General features: G+C 67.9%; 15 protein-coding genes. 3 read left to right on the forward strand and 12 right to left on the reverse strand.

The features are described 5' to 3' along the window. Nucleotides 1–430: 430 nt before the first annotated feature. From LJ221_RS05205 to LJ221_RS05235, 6 genes are all read right to left on the reverse strand, one after another. Entirely contained in the window at nt 431–1,555 is a 1,125-nt protein-coding gene (locus LJ221_RS05205) for a hypothetical protein (RefSeq protein ID WP_241714147.1), read from the reverse strand. Between the two features lie 87 nt (nt 1,556–1,642). Then, nucleotides 1,643–3,724, reverse strand: coding sequence for a methyltransferase, FxLD system (gene fxlM, locus LJ221_RS05210; RefSeq protein ID WP_241714148.1), 2,082 nt, complete (start codon nt 3,722–3,724; stop codon nt 1,643–1,645). 21 nt (nt 3,725–3,745) lie between these two features. After that, nucleotides 3,746–5,005: a lanthionine synthetase C family protein gene (locus LJ221_RS05215; protein WP_241714149.1), complete on the reverse strand. Its 1,260-nt coding sequence runs from the start codon at nt 5,003–5,005 to the stop codon at nt 3,746–3,748. Then, complete coding sequence (locus tag LJ221_RS05220) at nt 5,002–7,968, reverse strand: lantibiotic dehydratase (RefSeq protein ID WP_241714150.1); 2,967 nt, start codon at nt 7,966–7,968, stop codon at nt 5,002–5,004. Before LJ221_RS05220 ends, LJ221_RS05215 begins: the two co-directional genes overlap by 4 nt. A gap of 205 nt (nt 7,969–8,173) precedes the next feature. Beyond that, complete coding sequence (locus tag LJ221_RS05225; RefSeq protein ID WP_241714151.1) at nt 8,174–8,353, reverse strand: FxLD family lanthipeptide; 180 nt, start codon at nt 8,351–8,353, stop codon at nt 8,174–8,176. Between the two features lie 616 nt (nt 8,354–8,969). Beyond that, on the reverse strand, nt 8,970–9,416 hold the full coding sequence (locus tag LJ221_RS05235) for an ATP-binding protein (protein ID WP_241714153.1): 447 nt from the start codon (nt 9,414–9,416) through the stop codon (nt 8,970–8,972). 234 nt (nt 9,417–9,650) lie between these two features. On the opposite strand from LJ221_RS05235, the gene LJ221_RS05240 reads away from it, so the two are divergent. From LJ221_RS05240 to LJ221_RS05250, 3 genes are all read left to right on the forward strand, one after another. Next, nucleotides 9,651–10,937, forward strand: coding sequence for an XRE family transcriptional regulator (locus LJ221_RS05240; protein ID WP_241714155.1), 1,287 nt, complete (start codon nt 9,651–9,653; stop codon nt 10,935–10,937). Next, on the forward strand, nt 10,934–11,473 hold the full coding sequence (locus LJ221_RS05245) for a GNAT family N-acetyltransferase (protein WP_241714156.1): 540 nt from the start codon (nt 10,934–10,936) through the stop codon (nt 11,471–11,473). The genes LJ221_RS05240 and LJ221_RS05245 overlap by 4 nt, the downstream gene beginning before the upstream one ends. Nucleotides 11,474–11,677: 204 nt before the next feature. Continuing rightward, nucleotides 11,678–12,778 carry a DUF3644 domain-containing protein gene (locus LJ221_RS05250; protein ID WP_241714158.1) on the forward strand — a complete coding sequence of 367 codons (1,101 nt, stop codon included), beginning with the start codon at nt 11,678–11,680 and terminating at the stop codon, nt 12,776–12,778. A 428-nt stretch (nt 12,779–13,206) separates the two neighbouring features. Here LJ221_RS05250 and LJ221_RS05255 read toward each other — a convergent pair whose 3' ends face one another. From LJ221_RS05255 to LJ221_RS05280, 6 genes are all read right to left on the reverse strand, one after another. After that, nucleotides 13,207–16,350, reverse strand: a complete 3,144-nt coding sequence (locus LJ221_RS05255; protein WP_241714160.1) for a type I restriction endonuclease subunit R — start codon at nt 16,348–16,350, stop codon at nt 13,207–13,209. Next, on the reverse strand, nt 16,350–17,546 hold the full coding sequence (locus LJ221_RS23640; RefSeq protein ID WP_241714163.1) for a restriction endonuclease subunit S: 1,197 nt from the start codon (nt 17,544–17,546) through the stop codon (nt 16,350–16,352). Before LJ221_RS23640 ends, LJ221_RS05255 begins: the two co-directional genes overlap by 1 nt. Continuing rightward, nucleotides 17,543–19,288, reverse strand: a complete 1,746-nt coding sequence (locus LJ221_RS05265) for a class I SAM-dependent DNA methyltransferase (RefSeq protein ID WP_241714165.1) — start codon at nt 19,286–19,288, stop codon at nt 17,543–17,545. Before LJ221_RS05265 ends, LJ221_RS23640 begins: the two co-directional genes overlap by 4 nt. A gap of 495 nt (nt 19,289–19,783) precedes the next feature. Next, entirely contained in the window at nt 19,784–20,212 is a 429-nt protein-coding gene (locus tag LJ221_RS05270) for a type II toxin-antitoxin system VapC family toxin (RefSeq protein ID WP_241714167.1), read from the reverse strand. Then, nucleotides 20,209–20,481: a hypothetical protein gene (locus LJ221_RS05275; protein WP_241714169.1), complete on the reverse strand. Its 273-nt coding sequence runs from the start codon at nt 20,479–20,481 to the stop codon at nt 20,209–20,211. Before LJ221_RS05275 ends, LJ221_RS05270 begins: the two co-directional genes overlap by 4 nt. 591 nt (nt 20,482–21,072) lie before the next feature. Beyond that, nucleotides 21,073–21,318, reverse strand: a complete 246-nt coding sequence (locus LJ221_RS05280; protein WP_241714171.1) for a hypothetical protein — start codon at nt 21,316–21,318, stop codon at nt 21,073–21,075. Nucleotides 21,319–21,324: the final 6 nt, after the last annotated feature.

The following is a 21,324-nucleotide window of genomic DNA, read 5'->3' on the forward strand; positions in this document are numbered from 1 at the left end:
AGCGTCTTCACTCGGCGATCGGTTATCGCCCGCCACGAGAAGCGCACGCCGAGCATGAACGACTCCGCCTCGCCGCATGAAATAAACGGCTGCATTACCTGTCCGGAAAACGCGAGGCCCCTCACGTCGATCAACACGCCTTGGATGACGCCCGCCACCCTGCGCGGGTCCTGACCTGGCGCATCCAGCGACTCAGTACGCGGTCGGTGCCCAGCCCACAAGCCCACGCGGTCCAGGCCCGCAGCACCGCCGTACCAAGCAACGGCGCTCCGGTCGACACACCGATAACCACATTTCCTCCGCAGCCGAGGCAAGGTCGGCTTCGCTGATCACGAACAAACGGACACCCCGTTCACATCGTCGTCGGGCACGGGTCTCTCAACGTCCAACGACGCTCGACGAACGCCCAGGTGCGCATTCATCTGGCTCCTTACGCGGGGGCGAGTTCCGGTTCGGACGAGCGGGCAAGGCTTTCGCGGATCACACTGTCGCTGGCGTGCAAAGCCGCCTTCAGTTCTTCCCGCAGCTCATCGGGGATGGCCCCGGCCCCGAGGGCGCAGGCACGCACCAGCGCACGGCAGTCCTGTGCTTGTCGTTCCGTGGCGAGGGCGGTGAACAGGGGGTGTGCCAGGTTCTCGCGGGCCGCGTAGCCGTCTTCAGTGTCCGTCGTCCTGCGGTGGAGGTCCTCAACGATGCGGTGCGCGGCGGGCGAATCGGCGGAACCGATCGTGTCGAGGACGGTGAGGCCGAGCCGAATGTCGAAGACGGTCATCCCAGGCTCGACCTGCCGATCGAGGTATGTAGCTGTCAATTCCGCCAGGTGACCGTCGACCGGCAGCCCGGCGTAGCGACAGCACAGGACGGTCAGGCATGCCGTGACGGCTTGCTCCCACGGGTCGCCGGGCGCCGTGTCGGCGAGGAGAGCAGTGGCCTGCGTCGTGTCGCCTGCCACGAGGGCGGCAAGTACGGCGACTTGGCGCCCATCGAGCATCCGCTTGCCCACGCCTCGGTGGGCTTCGATGTGGGCCAGAGCCTTGGCCCAACGTCCCTCGGTGGTGAGCGTGCGTGTGCCGTCGGCGAGGAGCACGCGCCACAGCCATGCGCGGACCTCGTGGCGGTCCTCGTCGGTTGCAGTGAGGTCGGCCGGTACCTCAACGCCCTCGAACCGAGCGGCTGCGCCCGCCTCGACGGCCCTGTACAGGTCGAGCAGTCGCTGACGGCCTTCGTCTGCCTGGCCGGCGCGGATCTGGAGGCGGGCGAGGTTGACGACCGGCTCCAGCCCCCGGATCGCGCTCATGCCGGGCAGGGGGCAGGCATGGAGGTAGGCGGCGGCGTGCTGGTGGCACATCTCGCGTGCGAGGTCGGGAAGGTCGAGATCGGAGGCGATGAGCGCGGCCTGATTGTAGACGGCCGATGCGAGCCCCTGATCGGTCTTCTTCACCGCGGTGTCGGCCAGGTCGACGAGTGCGCGCACGCGCTCGGGTAAGGGCAGGCAAGCGGGCCGGAATCGGGCGACGAGCGGGAAGCGCTGAGCTACAGGTTCGTGCGGGTCCATGGGTCCCCCAGGGGTGAGTGAGAACTGCCGAGGCGGCGGTGCCCGCCAGCCGTACGCCGGCGGGCACCGTCCACTGCACGTAGGGCGTCACCGCCAGTCGACGACGATGCGGTTCAGCGGGGTAGCGAGCGCGAAGAGGCCCGGGCGCTGATCGATCTCGGGGGCATCGAGGGGCTGGATCTCGAATGTGGCCTCACGGCCGCGGTAGTCCCGGTCCCAGGTGCGGATGGCTTCGGCCACCTTGGCGGTCAGCTCGTCGCTGCCGGGGCCGTGGCCGATGACGCCGAACTCCCAGAGCTTGCCGCCCTCGGGGGTCTTCTCGTCCGACGGGCGCCGGGCCAGGTAGGTGAGGGCGCCCTTTTCGACGGCCGCGGTCGACGACGGGTAGGGGTCCTCGGTAAGCAGACCGCCCGTGGCGCTCCGGGGGAACAGCATCCGGATCAGGCCGGAGGGGAGGGAGCAGGTGACAAAGAGTTCCATCCACTCCGGCGACTCCATGGCGCGGACCGTCATACCCGTCCACTCCTCGGTGCGCGGCTGGTCCAGGACACCGGCCAGGGCATCGGCGTCAATGTGCTGTCCGGCGGGGGCCTGGAGCCGTACGGTGCCGTCCGCGCTGAGGGGGATGACGCGGCGGTCGTCGTCGGCGATGCCCCGCCTGAGCGGCATGAAGGTGTTCATCTCGCTGCCGAGGGACACCCACCGGCCGTCGCGCTGCTCGTAGGCGATGGAGCGGGCGACCGTGCCCTTGAGTCGCTGGGGAACGAGGAGCCGGCCGCCGGGGACGAGCTGCCGCATCCAGGCGTGCGGCACGCCGTGTGCGCCCACGGTGGCGATGATCCGGTCGTACGGCGCTCCTTCGGCGTAACCGAGGGCTCCATCGCGGGTGACGGCCTCGACGTTGGTGATCCCGGCGGCGGCGAGGTACGCACGGGCGCCCTCCACGAGATCATCGTCGACGTCGAGAGTGGTCACGTGTCCGTTCTCGCCGACGAGGTGAGCGAGGAGGGCGGCGTTGTAGCCGGTGCCGGCGCCGAGTTCGAGGATGCGCTCGCCAGGCTGGACGCCGAGCTGGTCCAGCATGAGGGCGACGACGCCCGGCTGGGAGGCGCAGGAGATCGATGTGCCGTCGGTGTCGTACTTGATGTGCACTGGTGCGTTGGCGTAGGCGTCTTCGAGTGACGCATCGGGCACGAACACGTGGCGGGGTACCGTCCGCAACGCGTTCTCGACGGCGGGCATGCGGGCGTGCCCGTCCGCGCGAAGCCGGTCGACCAGGGCGTTGCGGAGACGCTCGGCGTCTGCCGTGGGTGTGGCGATCGTGTCGGTGTTCACCGCGCTGACGCTATCGGCGCCGGCCGTTGCCTCGTCGTGCGACGCGGTGTGGTCACTCGTTCCCATGATTACCTCTCGTGCGGTGTTGGACAGGGCGCTCTGGTCGTTCCGGAGGAGACCGGCGCGGTTGGCGTGGAAGATCACGTGGTGGGCGATGACGGCGCGCAGGCCACGGGTAAGGGAGCCGCGGCCCGCGAGGTCGGCGAGTGTGGCCCCCGTCCGTTCGAAGGCGGTCACCCATGCGCCGTGCGTGTGGAGCGGGCCGTCCGGGCGGCAGAGGCTGTGGGCATCGGCGGCCATGAGCTTCCGCATGGCCGGGGCCAGTTCGGTGACTCGTCCGGGTGGCAGGGGGTTGGTGGCCGGCCGGAGGGCGGCGACCTTCGCCCATACGTCGCCCTGTTCGAACCAGTCGAGTCCGGCACCGCGCATCATGGCGCTCGCCAGCAGGACGGCGGTCTCCCGGCGTCCCAGGTGCTTCGGGCTCGGCTGGTAGGTGAGCAGGTGGCGGGAGTCGCTGTGGAACAGTTCGTGGGCGGCATCCATGGCCTCCGGTCCGCCGAACGTGTCGACCTCGGGCTCGTAGATGCAGGGCAGACAGGACACAGCCACGCCGTCGCCGACGAGATCGCTCAGGAACGACTCAATGGCCGGCGAGGGCTTGTCGGCGAGGTACCGCAGCGGCCAGGGCTGCTTGTTCATGAACCACCAGCCGGTGAGCTGCCCGTCGGCCTCGGCGGCGATCAAGGCGGGGCCGAGGCGTTCGGCGATGGCGCGCCGGGCGGCCTCGCGGTCGACGAAGGTCATGTTGTGCTGCTGCCAGCGGTCGGGGGGCATAGAGGTCCTTCGGTCGGTGAATCAGGCGATGAGCAGGCAGGCGTCCCAGGCGGACCGGGGCGGTGCGGCGGTGCTGGGTGCGAGGAGGGCCAGGGCTGTGCCAGCGGCGCCGTCGAGCAGGCCGGGGCCTCGTTCCTCGTCCTGGATGAGCGCCGTGGCGGCAAGCTCGGGGTCGGTGTCCGGCGGGTGGACCGCGGTCAGGAGTGCCGGGATCGCGGCGCGGAGCCGGCCCACGGTCGAGGGGTGGGCGTCGTCGGCCGTACGGGCGGCGACGTGGGCGAGGCCGACGAAGCCGTGGCACAGGCCGTTGTCCGTGGTGGCCCTGAGCTGGTCGGGATCGGTGAGGGCTGCCACGAGCGCGTTCTCCGCGTCGATCTGGCGGCCGGTGTTGCCGAGAGCGAGCGCGGCGAGTTGCTGGGCACGGGCGAGGCCGGCGGTGCCGTAGCACCAGGACGGTCGCCGTCGCCAGGGTCCGGACAGGGCGAGGCGACCGGTACGCAGCTCGCCCAAGGTGACCCAGTACGGCCAGGCCGGTCCACGGCCGGTCTTCTCCTGCCAGCGGTCCAGCCAGGCCAGGATGGTGCGCATTGCTGCGTGGTGCCCGTCGGTGACGGTGCCGTTCCGGGCGGCGAGGGCCAGGAGCGCGAGCACGCCGCCGATGCCGTGTGCCATGCCGGTGTTGGCGTGCCCGCCGGGGAACCGGTCGTCCGGGCTGCCCGAGGGCCCGCTCTCCGTCCACCAGCCCGGCAGGGTCTCGCCGTGGTGGGTGATCGGTTCGGTGAGGCGCACGCAGTAGTCGAGGACGGCGCGCATCGTGGGGCTGCCGGGGCTGCGGCGCATGAGGTAGGCGCCGTATCCGGTGAGGCCGCGGATGGTGTCGAATTCGGCGAGCTGCGGGAGGCGTCCGGCGTCGAGGCGGCGTCCGATGTCGACCGCGATCTGTCGGTCCATCGTGGTGAGGGCGCGCTGGTATGAGCCGGGGAGGTGGTCGGCTGCGCAGGCCAGGGCATGGGCGAAGGCGGGTGCTCCATAGAAGGGATGGCTGTCGGGGCCGCTGGTGAGCGGCCGGCGGGAAGCGGCGGCGAGCCAGTCGTGGGCTCGCTGCCACGGTCCCAGCCCGGTCGCGGCCCGCTCGATGTGCAGGAGCGCGATGCCGAGCGGGCCGTAGGCGAGGTGCTGCCGGTCGGAGGACACTGCCCGGGGCCCGAGGGGCGCCGTGTCGGGGCCGGCGAGCTGGGAGGCGACGGCGTCGACCAGGTGGAGTGCGGGGTGGGCGGTCACGACGGCCTCCCGGTGGCGCGGACGCTCCAGGCCAGGGCAGCGGCGCGTGCCAGGTAGAGGCACACCTCTTCCTCGGGGAAGTTCACCACGACGTGGCGCACGAAGTGGACGTGCAGCAGGGAGGTCAGGACGTCGTCGACGGCGATGCCCTGGGTGTCCGGGCCCGGAAGGTGCGGCCAGTACTCAGCGAGCGCCACGTCCCGGTCTCTCCATCCCGACACAATGGCGTCCCCGCCCGGGAGTCCGCGCAGCGCCGCCCAGTCGTCGCAGGGGTCGGCGAGCCGTACGGCCTCGGTGAACTGCGGGCGCGGAACGGGCTCGGGGGCTGTCGGCGGGATGTGGTCGATCAGCCAGCGCATCGCGGCTTCGGTGCTGCCGAGGAACGCGGAGGCGATGGCAACGGTGTGGGCCGCCACCAACGCGCGTCGGCTGGGGCGCTGCGGCTGCGCGAGCTGGGCCAGGACGGCGCGCGAGTCCGCCCGGAACACCTCCTCGGCCGCCTCCCACGCGGCGCCGGAGCCCCAGCGGCCCATCTCCCGGTAGGAGGTGGGATACCGCAGATCGGCCAACAGACCTGCACTCCGCAGCTCGTCGGCCCACGCGCTCACCGTACGGGCCGTCTCGGCGAAGGCTCCCGGGGCGGGAAGGGCGATGCGTACGCGGAGGTGCTGGTCCGGGTCGCGGAAGCGGATGAACCACCACGGCGGGTTGCCGAGCTGTTCGAGGAGGCCGGGCAGGTGCCGAGAGAGCAGGATGTCCTGGCGGCGAGGGTCTCCGTACAGGGTGGCCAGAAGCACCGAGGAGGCGGCAGGGGTCTGCATCTGGGCCGGTGAGAGTGCACGGGCCGGGGTGGGGGCCGGCAGAGGCGGCCACGCCGGCGGCCGGGTCGCCTTGAGGGGCACCACGATCTCGTGTGCTCGCCCGTCGCACCAGCCGTACGCCTCCGGTTCGGGGGCCTCGACGAGCACAGCCAGGCGAGTGCGTTCGAGGTGCCGGCGCAGGAGCGTCCGGTGGGCGGGCTGGCCGAGGTCGAGGAAGAGATGCCGGTCGTCCTCAACGAGGTGGACACGGCGTGGCAGCCGCCGCCGGGTGCGCCAGTCGGCGAGTGCAGTGTCCCACTCGGCCTGGGGGCGGGTGCGGTCGAGCAGTTCGGGTGCCTCCAGCCGCCAGCGGGCCGAGGCCAGCACCGTGCGCCCGTATCGCAGGCGTGGAAGGAAGGGCATCGCCGCTGCGGCGCCCCAGTCGAACACGGTGACCTGTGCGCACTGGGCGCGGGACAGCTCGGTGAGGAACCGCGCCAGCGGCGGGGTGTGCGTGTGCAGGTTCAGCGCGTTCATTCCGACGGCCTCGACGCGGTGGCCTCGTTCCGGGGCGGCCAGGTACATGCGGCGGCCGTCGCATCCCACCGCCAGGTCTCCCGGAGTGAGCACGCCGTCCTCCGGGGCGCGGTGCTCCTGGAGGCTGATCACGGTGGGCAGGATCTGCGGGGCGCGGGTGACGTGGGCGCTCTCGGGAAGCAGCGGCGGGAAAGAGAGCTGCGCGGGCACGGTGTCGCTGTCCGCGGTGGGCAGGTCGGCCAGCTCTGCGGCCAGGGCCTCACGGTCGGCGGGTGCCAGCACACCGAGGAACCGGCCCGTCGAGACGCCCGCGCCACGGGACACGCTCACGATCTCCAGCCGGAATCGCCCGTGCTGCAACTCTCCCAGGTCGGCCGCGTGCACCCGCACACCAACCTCCAGGTGCGGTGGTACCCGGGGCTCGTCGGGTCCCACGTCCAGGGCGGCGATCAGTTCGTCCGTGAGGAGCACCTCGTCGCGGCCGTCGAGTGCGGCGGCCTGTGCCAGCCGTACGAGGACGTCGTCCCGAGCGGACACGCGAGGCCGTCGCGCGCCGGCCGGAGTGCCCGGAAAGCCGTCGGGATAGCCGGTGCCGCTGTCCGCCACGACCTCCTGGAGCGGCACCATCGTGCCGATGCCGTACCGCTCGTAGAACCGCTGGTGGTACTCGCCCCACGCGGCGGTCCCGTACGGGCGGGCACTCACCCTGGTCAGGACGAGGGCGGCGCGTTCGGCCTCTCGGGCCACTGCCTCCGGCAGGACGGCCTGCGCGTCCAGTCGCAGGTCGAGCGCGATGGGATGACGACGCAGGCCGGGTACGAGGGCCCGCATTCGCGCTGCCGCTCTGTCCCGTCCGCCGCGCGTGGCGCACTCCTCCAGGCCCGCCCGGACCGCACGCAGCTCGCGCACCGTCTCCGCGACCGGGGCGAGGGTTCCGGCGTCGATCGCGTCGAGTTGCCCGAGCAGATACCCGAGGGCGTCGGTCTCGGTGCTCGGCGCGTGCAGACTCGTGATCAGCACCCGTCGCCGGATCAACTCCACCAGTAGGCGGCTCGCCCTCTCGCGCCCGGCCTCGGGGAACGCCCCCCGGAGCTTGTCCACGAGCGCACCGAAACACATGGGTGCCCGCGCCGCGGCGAGCATCACGCGTACAGGTGCGGTCAGGGCCAAGGACGCCTCTACCGCGCGAGTCCGGTCGTCCTGGGCGTCGGGCTGGAACGGCACGACGAGGCGGTCATCCCTGCTCGTCACAGTGCTGTTCACGACAACGGGCAGCCGTTCGAGTAGCTCCGGGCACGACTCCAACCCCTCGACCACGGCGGCCAACCACTCCGCCCCCGCCCGGCCGACGGCCACGTGCTCCGTGCCCCAGTCGGCACGCGCCCGCGGACCGAACTGTGCGATGGCCACGCCGGCGAACAGACCGAACGGAGTCGCCCGGTGCTCGGATCGGAGCAGATAGCGGGTTACGGACAGCGCTGCGCGCCGCGCGTTCCGCGCAGAGGGCTTCTCGGCCGTACACAGGAGCCGTACCTGCGCGGCGAGGGCCGGGCTGGAGTGTTGCAGTGCCTCGGCGACATCTCGATTCGCCCAGACCGTGCGCAGCCATGCCGCACAGGCCGCCACGCTGCGGGGAGAGCGGTCATCGAGATCAGGACATGGAGGGACCGGCAGTGACGGCCGGGCTACGGCGCGCACGAGAGCCGTCGTGTCGGCTCGGAACGCTACGGGCGAGGTGACCACCGACTACCTCCGCGGATCAAGAGGACGGACGGCTGGTGCCGCCGCGCCGAGGCACGGCGGCACCAGCCCGGAGTGACCCACGTCCGGGTCAGGCGACGTTGGTGGTGCAGGCGCCGCAGGTGGTGCCGCAGTTGTCGTCGGTCAGGTTGACCAGACCCGCCGGGTCGGCGATCTCGACGAGGGAGACGTCCAGGTCGAAGCCGTCCGATGCCTCCGGGGACTGCGGGCGTGCCTGGGTGCTGCTGAGAGTCACGGTGTTGCGCGTCATTCCGAATGGCTCCTCTTGCTCGTTGGGATGTTGCTGTGCTGTGTTGCCTCCAGGCGCCGTCGCGCGGAGCGTTGCCGGACGGCCGGCTCCTCGGACGGCTCCTGGCCGCCCGGCACGGGGTGGCATGGCCCGCGTGGGGAGCCCTCGTGGGCCGCCCTGCCCCATACCGGGAAGTCGTGTGCCGGACCTTTGGTCAAGCAGGCGTCGGCCGCCGTCCCACGAAGTAGGCGAGCGTCTGAGCCTTGAGGCGGTCGAGACACGGCTCGCACGCGTAGAACGGAGCGTGTTGCCCGCCCCACTGCACCGGGCCGAGCCAGATCACCCGCACTCCGGTGCGCTCGCATCCGAGCCAGCAGTCACCGGTGATCCATCGCCACTCCACCGGGAGAGCACCCCCTTTCCTGAGAGGTGATCGGGGTGGCCGACCTGGCTGCCCGGCAGCCGGGTTCGAAGCTCCAGAGCCGGGAGGGCAGGCCCCGGTAGCTCCTCGCCTCACCCGGTCTTCGCCCACTCGCTCCTAGCGGGCGGGCGCAGGGAGCACAGTCCATGGCCATCTGCCGGAGGGGCCGGAGGCGCGCGGCGTCGGAAAGGGACGGGTGCGTCGCGGCCGGGGCACTCACTCGTCGTCCTTGATGCGGAGTTCGGCCCAGACTTCTTTGCTGCGTGGGCGCCTGTTTGAGCAGTGCAGGTCGTAGCCCCAGCGGTCGGCGACCGCGTCGATGAGGAGCAGGCCGCGGCCCGACTCGTCATCCTCGTCGGCCCGGCCGACAGCCGGCAGGCGCGACGGCTCCCAGTCCACGACGCCGACACGTACCCGTGTCACGCTCGGCCGCCCGATGGTCAGGCGAACCTCACGGCACAGGGTGTGCTTGGCAGCGTTCGCGACCAGCTCTGTGACGATCAGCGCGGCGCGGTCGGCGAGACTGTCGAGGCACCACACGTCGAGAACGTTCTGGACGAGCCTGCGGCCGATCTCGGCCGTGGACGGCTCGCACGGAAGGGTCTGGCTGTAGGCGGGGCGGCCGGCGGACGCGGCCCGAACTGGCTTGCTGAGACTCGTCATCGGAAGTGGAGCCTTCGTGTCGTCTCGGTGCCCGGCCCGCCCTGTGCAAGACCTCAAGGCGGAAGGGCCGTCAACAGCCGCCCACACAGGGGTGATGGGCGACCAGTACCCAGACAACCCTTTCTGGCTCCCCGCTGGTTAGGACGATCAGGTGGTTGTCCGGCGGAACCACCTAGGGCGTTTTGACCCGCCTTTTACCTGACGAATGAGTGATGCGAGGGCTACCGTGCGTAGATGGACACCGCGCGCAACACCGCTCTTGAGGCGTGGATGACCGAGCATGGCTACAGCTCCAACAGCCTCGCCGAGGCCGTGAACAGGTCCATGGAGTTGCTCACCGGGCGGCCCGGGGGTCTCGACGGCTCGTCCGTCCGGGCCTGGAAAGCGGGACGGGTCAAGTGGCCCAAGTCGGCCACCCGCAAGGCGCTTGAGGACATCGCCGGTCTGCCCGCCACCGCTTTAGGGTTCGTGCCACGGGGCCGGACTCCGTCCGCCCCGGCCTCACCGCAACAGGAGGATCCCGACATGAAGCGCCGTACTCTCGTCGGCGGCGTCGCGGCGGCTGCCGCCGCAGCGGCAGCCGCTCCCGGCATCGCATCGCCGCGCCGTATCGGCATAAGCGACGTCGACCGCCTGCGGAAGCGCTTCTCGGAGATCGTCGCCAGCGACCACCGCCACGGCGGACAACTCGGCATCGAACAGCGGGCCGCCGCCCTCGCCGAGGAGGCACTCAACCTCCAGAACGCCGGCAGCGCCACCCAGCGGGTACGCAGCAACCTCTACGCCTCCGCAGCCGCCTTCCGCTCCTCCGCCATGTGGGCCGCCATCGACGGCCGCCGCTACGACGTCGCCAAGGCGCACATGCGCGAGGCCCAGGCCCTCGCCGAGATGTCCGGCGACCAGGCGATCAAGTTCCGCATCTGGAGCCACGCGGGAACCATGTACCGCCACATGGGCCGACCTGCCGACGCGCTCGCCGCCAACGATGTCGCCCGCAACCTGCACCTCACCCGCCGCGACTCTCTGTTCGCTTCCCTCGGCCTGGCCCGGCAGGGAGCCATCCTCGGCACGGCACAGGACAGAACCGCCACCCGCCGGGCCTTCGAGCAGGCCCAGGACGCCATGCTGCGCGCCGACCCCGCCGACTACCGGCCGGTGTGGATGCTCGCCTTCTACGACCAGGCCGAGCTGGACTCGTTGGCCCTGTCGGCGCATCTGGCGCTCGGCGACTACCCGACCGCCGAGTATTACGCCCACCGCTGCCTGTCCGCCCTCCGGCCGCACATGGTGCGTTCCCGAGCCATCGCAACGACCAGGCTCGCACACGCCCAGCTCGCGCAGGGCGCAGCCGACGCTGCCACAGCCACCGCGATGGCGGTCTCCGCCAACGCCGCTACCCAACATGCCCGAGTAGCGCGCATGCTGCAGGAGTTCGGGGCTGCGCTGCGCGCCACCGCGCCCGGCAGCTCCACCGCGCAGACCTGGACCGAGCACACCGCCTCCTGGAGGATGGCCGCATGACCACGACGCCCGCCATCGAACTGCGCACGTTCACTGCCCTCGACACCGTCCGCGGCGATCTCCTCGGCGTGTATGCCGATGTGCGCGCCCCACTGCTCCACCTTCCGAACTACGCGGTCACCGCGTTCGGCGAGCGCCTGGACCGACACGGCGGCGAGTCGGGGTTCACGGCCGTCCTCGCCTACGCGGACGGGTACCCGGTTGGCTACGCCTACGGCAACACCATCGAGCACGGCGACCGCTACTGGCAGCGCACCAGCCCGACGCCGGCCGAGGAGTACACCGAACGCCCAGCCGTGGCCCTGAAGGAGATCGGCGTCCGTCCGACCTGGCGGAAGACCGGCACCGCCCGCCGCATCCACGACGCCCTTCTCGCTACACGCGACGAGCCGTACGTCACGCTCATGGTTAACCCAGCCGCCGGCGACGGAAAGGTCCACGCGCTCTACAGGTCGTGGGGCTACGAAGACATCGGTCAGAGCCAGCCGTCACCGGCCTCGCCGATCCTCACCGTGATGATCCGCGCCACCCGCTGACCCCAGAGGCGGGCAGTGCAGGAATTGACCCTCAGGGCCCAGTCTCGGAGTATGTCCAGCGGGGCCTCGTTGAACAGGTTGGGCGCACAAACGGGGCGTCCGAACGGGGCCGGTGCTCGTCGTAGCATCTACCAGCCCGTAATGACAGGAATCCTCCACCCTGGACACCGATTGTCTGGTGCGTCTGGAACGTGAGGGCTGCGAGTGAGACTGAGGCAAGAGGCTCGTGTCCTCAAGGAGAAGGCCGTTTCTTCGATGGTTGCGGCGGCCGAGGCATTCAACTCGCCGCACGACCGAGGGCGAGAAACGAAGGTACTTCTGCACCTTCAGCACTCCTTCGAGATGCTGCTGAAAGCCGCGCTCGTCCAGAAGGGCATTAGCGTCTTCGACCCGGCCCTGGGCCGGTCACTCGGATTTGAGACCTGCGTACGCAAGGCTGCCGAACACCCGGACATCAAGCTCAGCGAGCCTGACGCAGGAACGCTCAGAGCCATCGACGCCATGCGCGATGACGAGCAGCACTGGTTCAACCAGGTTTCCGAGCAGCTGCTGTACGTGCATGCCCGAGCTGCCGTGACACTCTTCGACGACCTGCTCAGGGGCGTATTCAAGGAGTCGCTCGCTGACCACCTGCCCGACCGCGTACTGCCGGTGTCGGTTGACCCGCCCCGTGACCTGGCGCTCCTCCTGGACGAGGAATACACACAGATCGCAGCCCTACTCAAGCCGGGCCGACGCGCGACGCACGAGGCGCGAGCCAGGATTCGAACCTTGTTGGCGATGGAGGCCCACACCGGGCCGGAGACCCGCGTCTCGGGTAAGGACGTCGATCGCGTTCAGGCCGGCATACGTGGGGGAGCGACGCGCTCGGAAGTCTTCCCTCGCTTGGAGGAGCTGGCCACTGCTACGGACGGTGAGGGACTGCTGGTCAAGGTGCGCTTCGTTAAGAACCAGGCGGCTCCGCCAGTGCGCTATGCGGCTGATGAATCCGTGCCGGCGGCCGCGATCCGGGAGGTGGATCTCCAGGCCAAGTACCACCGCTCGGCGGCCGAGCTCGCCGAGGCCCTTGACTTGACCCAGCCGAAGTGCCTCGCGTTGCGGCGACACCTGGGCATCGACGCTGATCCCGCGTGCAGCCACGAGTTCGTCTTCAGCTCCCAACGCCTGAAGCGCTTTTCCGACAACGCCTTCACCCGCATGCGCACCGCGCGCGACACGTTGGATCTGGAAGCCGTCTGGCGAGCTCATAACCCGTCCGCCCGCCAACTGGAGTCCTGCAAAGTGCCTGGCTGTCGAGCTGGGTGACCGTCGCGACGCACGGCGATCTTTGACTACTTGCGGAGACCATCGTGCTCTGGACGTCGGAGTATCGCCACCAACGATTCTCGAGTGCCCTGCTCGTGTCAGTGGGCTGCGCTAGCCTGCATCCGCCCTGCCGCTGTCGCCGCCGAAGGCGCAGCCTCATCCACCGGGCACTGAGGGGAAGCGATGCGTCAAGAAGAAGTCACCGAAGACTGCCCTGGGACAGGACAGGACGGGTACATGGACGAAAGTGCACCAGGCGACGAGTGGTACGTGATCTGCCCGGTCTGCAGGATGAAGTGGGCAGGAGGCAGCACCCTCATCGAACCCCACAAAGACTGGCGGAAGCACTGAGGGCGGAGGCTGGCAGTAGGCGAGCGGGCCTCGGCCCAAGGCCCGCTTGCTGGGGCGCGACGTGCGTGCTGCCGTATCTATGAATCCACCTGCTGATCGATCGCTGCTTCGTAGAAGGCATCCGCGAGGGCGACGATGATCGAGTTGATGGCCGGCCCGTCGGTGAAGAAGTAGTCAGCCATCGTGTTGTGGGCGTCCTGGTTGTCTGCGACCGCCTCCGTAACGGCTGCTTGGAAGTCTGGTGACTCCAGGAACTGCTTCTTGGAGTTCACCTTGGTCTGCCTGATCAGGTTCGGGTCGGCGAGCAACCGCTGGACGAGGCCCTGCACGAACTCCCTGATCTGGGACTTAGCGAACGATTCGGCGCCGAAGAGGTCGTTCATCTTGTCTATGACGACCTGGAGCGCGACGTACTTCGGATCCTTCTTCATTCCCGTGCCGGCTGCGCTGATGCCTTTCAGCTGCCCGTCGCCCACGAGCGAGATGTTGACCGGGATTGCCTTGTTGTGCTTCACCCCGACCAGTACCACGTCGGAGAGGTCGACGTCGGCCGCCCAGGCGGACTCGGCGATGACCTTCTCCAGCAGGCGCAGGAAGATCGAGAGCATCTCCATGTAGGGGTCGCCGTAGTCGACGACCTGGGACATGAAGTCGTAGAGACGTACGTAGGTGGAGACATCCTTGCGAAATAGGTCGAGCGCCTGGAGCGTGACCTTGTCCTCCTCCTCGATCGCCCGCGCGTAGCGACGCCGGAAGTCGTGCTGCGCTGGGCTGATCGCCGCCGAGAGCGCGTTGTTGCCCTTTCGGGTCACCCACAGCTCTGCGACCTTGCGAACATCGTCCTCGGTGTAGATTCCGGCCTGGGCAAGCTTGTTAGCCAGGTGGATGACGACGTACGGATCGGTCTCGGTCTCCAGGGTCGCGTTCTTGAAGTACGGCTCGAAGGCTGCCTTGATGTCATCGGGCTTGTTGGCGAAGTCGATGACGAACGTCTTGCGCTTCTGCTCCCCACCAGCGGTGCGATGGGTGCGGTTGAGCCGCGAGAGTGTCTGCACCGCGGTGACCCCTGACAGCTTCTTGTCTATGTACATCGCCGAGAGTAAGGGCTGGTCGAAGCCGGTCTGGAACTTGTTGGCGACCAGCATGATTTTGTACGTCTCGCCCTTGAAGGTGGCTGCCAGATCAGCCCCGGCGCCGGGGTTCATGTTGGCCTCGGTGAACTCGTCGTCCTTCGACGGCTGCGGGCCCCAGTCGCTGTGCCAGGTCTCGTCCTCGGTCATCGTCACCCCGGCGGAGAAGGCGACCAGGGTCCGGTAGTTGTACGAGGCGTCCTCAGCGCGGCGCTTGGCGATGTAGGCGTCGATGGCCAGCTTGTACTTCGCTGCGGACTTGCGCGAGTCGGTCACCACCATCGCCTTCGCCTTACCTTCGAGGAGATAGGCGACGTTGGCGTGGAAGTGCTCGACGATGATCTGCACCTTCTGGCTGATGTTCGTCGGGTGGAGCTGCACCCACCGCATCAGACCCTTGCGGGCAGCAGCTTCCTCGACCTCTCCCCCGTCACCGCTCTCGGCCCTGCCGGCGATCTTCAACGCGGTGTCGTAGGACTGATAGCCCTTGAGCACGTCGAGGATGTAGCTCTCCTCGATCGCCTGCTTCATCGAGTACAGGTGGAACTCGCACGGCTTCCCATGGGCATCCTTGCGGCCGAACAGTTCAAGGGTCTTGTTCTTCGGCGTCGCGGTGAAGGCGAAGTAGGAGATGTTCTCCGACTCGGCCCGCTCGGTCATCTCCGAGGCCAGCACTGACTCCACATCGACCTCGCCACCCTCCTCGATCGCCTTGACTTCCTCCGCCGTCAGCACCTGCTTCAGCTTCGAGGAGATCTGACCCGACTGGGAGGAGTGCGCCTCATCGGCGATGACGGCGAACCGCTTGCCCTTCAGGCCGGCGTCGGTCCGGATCTCGTTCAGTGCATGCGGGAAGGTCTGCACCGTTACCGCGATGATTAGCTCACCGTTCTTCAACGCCTGCGCCAGCAGACCTGACTTCGACTTTGCGCCAGCCTTGCGGACGTCCTCGGGGCTGATAGTCGCGACGATCTTGCCGGTGCCGTCGATCTGCCGGATCGCATCCTGCAGCTGGGAGTCGAGCACGGTGCGGTCGACAACCACGATAACCGAGTCGAAGACCTTCCGATCACCGACATGCAGTCGCGCCAACCGGTGGGCTGTCCAGGCGATGGTGTTCGTCTTCCCCGACCCGGCCGAGTGCTCAATCAGGTACCGCTGCCCGACACCCTCCTCCTTCACCGCGTCGACGATGTTCGTGACGGCCTCCCACTGGTGGAACCGTGGGAAGAGCATGCTCGTACGCCGCACCGAGGTGCCGGTAGTGACGTCCCACTCCTCCTTGGTCTGCACGATCATCAGCCGACCGATGATGTTCAGCCAGGCGTGCTTCTCCCACACTCGCTCCCACAGGTACGCCGTCGCCGACCGCCCATCCGCGCCGGGCGGGTTGCCAGCACCACTGTCGAAGCCGATGTTGAACGGCAAGAAGTGGGTCTTCTCCCCCTCCAGCCTCGTGGTCATCGCCGCTAGGTCATTCGAGACCGCGAAGTGCACCAGTGCCCGGTGACCGAACGACAGCAACGGCTCCGGCCGCCCGTTCGTCAACGGATTGCGATCCTGCTTGTACTGGTTGACCGCCTCGTCCAGCGATTGGGTGAAGTCGGTCTTCAGCTCCACCGTGGCCACCGGGAGCCCGTTGACGAAGAACACCAGGTCGATACTGCGCTGGTCGGCGGTCGAGAAGTGCACCTGCCGCACCACTCGCACACGCATCGCCTCGTAGTAGGCCGTCGTGGTCTCGTTAAGCGACGTCTCCGGACGGAACTGCGCCATCTTCAGCCGACCACCGCCGATGTACTGCACCCCGTTACGCAGGATGTTCAGCGTCCCACCGCCATGTTCCAGCGGCCGGTCGAGCGCCGCGGTCAGCACGTCGAGGAACTTCGCCCGCGACCCCGCCGCCTTCAACGCTTTCTCGTACGCCGGCCCCTGCGTCGCCTCCAGCCATGCGAACAGATCAGCGGGGAACAGCGCCCGCTCCTGGTCGTACTCGCCACCATCACGATCATTCTTCGAGTACAGCCAGCCGTGATCCCGCAGGTACTCGCAGATCTCCGTCTCGAAGACCACCTCACTGTGGTCGGCCATCAAGCCACCTCTCGTACGTCGATCTGCCCCGTCACAGCCGCCGTGATCAACGCCGATCGGCGCTCCCGCGCCAGCTCGATGAACCGCTCGGTCTCGGCGATCAGCACGTCGATCTTCGTAGTCTGCTCATCCAGCAAGGCCGCGACGCGACGCTGCTCATCGAGCGCAGGCATCGGCACAGGCATTCCCGCGATCATGGGTCTCCGCACAGAGGGCACCGTTGCCTGCGCTCCGCCGTCACCCACTATGCGGATAAAGAAGGTCGAGAAGTACCAGAAGAGATAGCGCGGAAATATCCCCTTGAAGTCACGCAAGACATACACACGCTGATGGGCAGCGAACTTGCCCCGGTAATGGTGAAACGAGCGACCGACCATCGCGCCGTCACCAGCAGTGATGATGGCCTCAGTATCGAATTCGTAGTGTTCGAGTGCCAGAGGTTGATCTCCGCGGACGAAGAGTGGATACCCCTCGTCCACGGCGTTGACTGAGTCGCTTGAACCAGTACCAATCGTGCAAACATGGCGCATCTGCACTCGCTTGATATGCAGCTCAGGCAACCAAGGAATCGGCTCGCACGCATCCCCAAGGCCCTCGCCATCGCCGCTCATCGATGCGAATGCTTCAACCGCCGCAGCAGCGCGCCGTTCGCGAAGCATCTCGATCAGCTGCTGCTGCTCTTCAATGAGCGTGTCAATGCGGGCCGTCTCGCGGGCAAGATAGGAGGCAATGGTTCGTTGCTCGTCGGCCGGGGGCAATACTAGAGGAATACGAGCGAAGGTGCTCCAGTTACGGAAGTCAACGCTGCGCTCGCGGACGTTCGGCGCCTGGGTGGCGAGGAAGCCGGAGGTACCAAGGTGGCGTAGCAGGCGGGCAAGGTAAGCGGGATCGTCACCCGCCACAGGCTCGCAGACGTGGTAGACGGGTGAACCATTGCCATGACTGTCCGAGACGCCGACGGCGCCAGCAAAACCGTCGAGGGCATGGAAGACCAGGTCTCCGGGACGGATCTCCTGATAGCCATTCTCGGTATCAGAGAAGGTATAGCCGTCCTCACGGCGGTTCGAGCGAAGAGTGACTGTGCCATCCCGATAGGCGGTGATAACGCCGAGCCCCGACCGAGCAGGTCGGTCCAGCTGGCGCAACACTCGCCGCACCGTTGTCTCACGCCAGTCGGGCCGCGGCGTGGTGATCACTGCTCCACCTCTCGCAGCAAGTCAAGGATTTTGGCGACCTGTTTCTCCAGGTCAGCATCGATTTCGGCGAGCGGACGAGGTGAAACGTACTTGTAGAAGTGGCGAGTGAAGGGGATTCCGTAGCCGGCCTTGGTCTTGGCCCAGTCGATCCAGGCGTCAGGGGCGTGCGGCTTCACCTCCGCGTCGAAGTACGTCTGGATGACTTCACGCTCCCCTGCCGCGCCGGCGGTTGAGCTGCCGTAGGTGAAGGGCACATTCTCAGTGTCACGCTTCTTCGAGTCGGGCTTCGGGTTTCCCTTGCGGTCTACGACAAGGTTCCCGTCCTCATCGAGCAGGGGACGCTCAACGGTGATGGTCCAGTAGCCGAACTCGTCGTTGCGCAGCACCTTGGAGAAGTCAGGGTCGGCGTCCTCGAAGTCGGCGTACAGCCGCACGACCTCGGCACGGTCATGGTCGCTGATCTCGCGTCCCTTGGACCCGAGGTTCTTGCGCATTTTAGTCCAGAACAACGTGCCGTCGATGAGCTGGACCTTGCCTTGGCGGTCTGGGTGCTTGGTGTTGTCTAGGATCCAGATGTAGGTGGCGATACCGGTGTTGAAGAACATATTGGTCGGCAGCGCGACGATCGCCTCGACCAGGTCGTTCTCCAGCAGCCACCTGCGGATGTTGGAGGGGCCGGATTCGGCGGCGCCGTTGAAGAGCGGCGAGCCGTTCATGATGATGCCGGCTCGGCCGCCGCCGTCCTCGGGTGTGCGCATCTTGTGGGCCAAGTGGAGCAGGAAGAGCATTTGGCCGTCCGAGGTCGCGGGGAGTCCCGGCGCGAATCGGCCGTAGGGGCCGGCGGAGTCACGCTCCGCCTTGACTGCCTTGGCGTACTGCTTCCAGTCCACCCCGTAGGGCGGGTTGGACATGCAATAGTCGAACTGGCGGCCCTTGAAGGCGTCGTCAGTGAGCGTGTTGCCGAAGGCGATGTTGGTCGTGTCGTGGCCCTTGGCGAGCAGGTCGGACTTGCAGATGGCGTACGACTGCGGGTTGTACTCCTGGCCGTACAGACTCAGCTTCGCCTCGGGATTCTGGGCAAGCAGGTGCTCCTCTGCCAAGGAGAGCATGCCGCCGGTACCGGCGGTGGGGTCGTACAGCGACCTGATGATGCTGCCCTCGGAGAGGTCGACATCTTTCTCCGCGAAGAGCAGGTCGACCAGCAGCCGGATCGCGTCGCGTGGCGTGTAGTGGTCTCCGGAGGTCTCATTCGCGGCCTCATTGAACTTGCGGATGATGTACTCGAACGCATCCCCCATGTCGGCGTTGGACACCACTTTGGGATGCAGGTCGACGGCGCCGAAGGACTTGACGATCTCGCGCAGGAGTCCAGCCTTCTCCAGGGCCAGGATCTCCTTCTTGAAGTCAAAATACTCGAACACGTCCACATCGGCCGAGAACCGGTCAATGTAGTCAGCGAGGTTGTCCGCCAGTCCATCCGCATCGGCCAGCAGGTTCGCGAATTCGTAGTTGGAGGTGTTGTAGAACGTCCGCCCCGTGGCCTTCTTGACCTCGACCTTGAGCCGGTTCGGGTTCTCGTACCTCGCAGCCAGCTCTCGTACCGCCGCACGGTCCGGCTCAAGTACGCAATCGAGCCGTCTCAGGATCGTGAACGGAAGAATCACAGTCCCGTACTGGTTGGGGCGGTAGGGCCCCCGAAGCTGGTCAGCGATCGACCAGATGAAGCTACCGAGCGTACTCACAAGGTTCCTCACGAGAATCGTCTAGCAGTGACGATCACTTTGCCAAAGGGAGCAGCCAGCATCCCATGGTTCAGCTAAGAAGCCTCCTCGACGTGCTCATGCCAATCCGCACGGGCGCTTGCACATGTTGCCGGAGCGGCAACTCCGCAAGGCGCTGGAAGGCCGCAAGAATGAACCGGGCCCCGCAGACTCCACTACGAAGAGATGGAGATGCGCCGGCACGACACCGAGGTACCTCAGGTGCGTGAGCGATGCGTGAGCGGACTGCCCGATACAGGGCCGCATGAGCCGGACCAAGTGGCTCGCCGTGCGGTTCTGAACAGGGGAAACAGCATCGCACGGCAGCGCCAGGCACCCCCCGGCAGGATTCGATCCCACTCCTAAAGCGGGTGTCGCAGGTTCGAATCCTGCCGGGGGCACGGGCCGGAGGTCAGCGGAGAAGGCGCGCCGCCCCGCGTCCGGCGTCCACGGAGTGAATCGTGCCCCCGGGGACCACTACAGCTTCTCCTCCCACGGGTTGATCACCAGGGCCCCGGTCCGGGCCATGTGCTTGACGTTCCGGGTGGCTACGGTCCAGCCGTTGGCCAGGGCGGTGGCGGCGATCAGGGCATCCGGTGGGTCGATGCCGACACCGGCGGCCTTGAGCGTCTTGTGGACTGCGAGGTAGGCGGCTGCTTCCGGCCCGCCGATCGACGCGACGCGGTCGTGGTATTCATGCCGTACCGCGGCGAGCGCTCGGGCGTAGCGGGCCTGTCGTACGGGATCCGGAGTGGCGGCCACCCCTGCCTCGATCTCGGCAACAGTGATCACGCTCAGAAAGCGGTTGGGCCTGGCCGTGGACCGGAACCAGGCCATGACGCGCGGATCTGGCCTCACCCGGGTGGTGAGTTCGGCGACGACGTTGGCGTCGAGCAGGTAGATCACTCGGTGTCCGTCTGTTCGTCGTAGGAGCGGGCACCGAAATCCAGCCCCTCGAAGGGAGCGGAGAGCAGGAACTCCTCGAAGCCGTCGTTGCTCAGCGTCACCCAGCGGTGGAGCATCTCGGGCAGCGCCTCGATCTCCGTGTCGGCGAGTTCCGTGTCGAAGTGCCGACGCTGGTCCTCGGACAGGGACTCCCGGATGTCACGGATGGTCCGCAGCGGATGCGACGACTGGGACGGCGGGTGAGGCCCACCGCTGGGAGCTGTGGTCATCGGCATCCCTTCCGCACTGGTCAGGTGGCGTAACGCTGTCGACCCCAGGCTACGGGTTTCCGCCCACCCGCTCACAGCTTTGCGGCCGGAGCGGGCATCCGCCCGGGCCTGGGGCTCCGCCTTCGACGAGGTGGTCGCCCGGAACGGATCTGGCACACATGAGGCCGGGAAACCATGCGAACACGTGAGAACCACGGAGGGGTCTTTCCCCAGGCCAGACATTCCGTGGTCGACGTTTCCGCAGGTCACAGCCCCGCCCCGAGAAAACTCCCAAAGCGGGTGTCGCAGGTTCGAATCCTGCCGGGCGCACCAGCGCAAGGACCCGCCTGTTTCTCGAGCAGGCGGGTCCTTGATGTCCAGGTCCGGTATCAGCGGGGAACGGGAGGCGCCAGGTGCCACCGTGGGCCGGGCACCCGGGCTTCCGGACCGCCACGGGTGGGGATCCCACTGCTGCCCAGCCCTTCCCCCGTCCGGCCGAGGGCCGTGAGCAGGGCGGGCACCGGCGTTCTCGCGGTGTTGGTCGCGTGGCCCGTGGTATCGAGTCCTCCCAGGGCTGTGCGGCGTTCCCGGCCCTCCGGTGAGCCCTGGCCGTCAGCCTTCGGTCATCAGGCGGAACAGGTGAGCGCAGGCGTCCGCCTCGTTCCGGTGGTGGGCGGCCGCCTCCCACACGCCGCGCTCGTACGCCCCGGTCTCCCACAGGCCGGAGGCGTCCGGTGAGCGGCGCAGATAGAGGAAGTCGGTGGGCGGGGGCGAGGGCTCGTGCACTCCTTCGATGCGGTAGTGGCCGTCCGCCACGCCCGCGGCCCGCAGGGCGGCATGGAGGGCGTGGCGGTCCATCGGTCT

This window comes from Streptomyces sp. CNQ085 (assembly GCF_022614595.1).
Taxonomy (GTDB): Bacteria; Actinomycetota; Actinomycetes; order Streptomycetales; family Streptomycetaceae; genus Streptomyces.

Bases quoted from the DNA above. Each gene is read 5' to 3' on its own strand.
- LJ221_RS05275 (WP_241714169.1), bottom strand. From the start codon at position 20,481: ATGACCACAGCTCCCAGCGGTGGGCCTCACCCGCCGTCCCAGTCGTCG.
- LJ221_RS05205 (WP_241714147.1), bottom strand. From the start codon at position 1,555: ATGGACCCGCACGAACCTGTAGCTCAGCGCTTCCCGCTCGTCGCCCGA.
- LJ221_RS05255 (WP_241714160.1), bottom strand. From the start codon at position 16,350: ATGGCCGACCACAGTGAGGTGGTCTTCGAGACGGAGATCTGCGAGTAC.
- LJ221_RS05225 (WP_241714151.1), bottom strand. From the start codon at position 8,353: ATGACGCGCAACACCGTGACTCTCAGCAGCACCCAGGCACGCCCGCAG.
- LJ221_RS05235 (WP_241714153.1), bottom strand. From the start codon at position 9,416: ATGACGAGTCTCAGCAAGCCAGTTCGGGCCGCGTCCGCCGGCCGCCCC.
- fxlM (WP_241714148.1), bottom strand. From the start codon at position 3,724: ATGCCCCCCGACCGCTGGCAGCAGCACAACATGACCTTCGTCGACCGC.
- LJ221_RS05240 (WP_241714155.1), top strand. From the start codon at position 9,651: ATGGACACCGCGCGCAACACCGCTCTTGAGGCGTGGATGACCGAGCAT.
- LJ221_RS05280 (WP_241714171.1), bottom strand. From the start codon at position 21,318: ATGGACCGCCACGCCCTCCATGCCGCCCTGCGGGCCGCGGGCGTGGCG.
- LJ221_RS05245 (WP_241714156.1), top strand. From the start codon at position 10,934: ATGACCACGACGCCCGCCATCGAACTGCGCACGTTCACTGCCCTCGAC.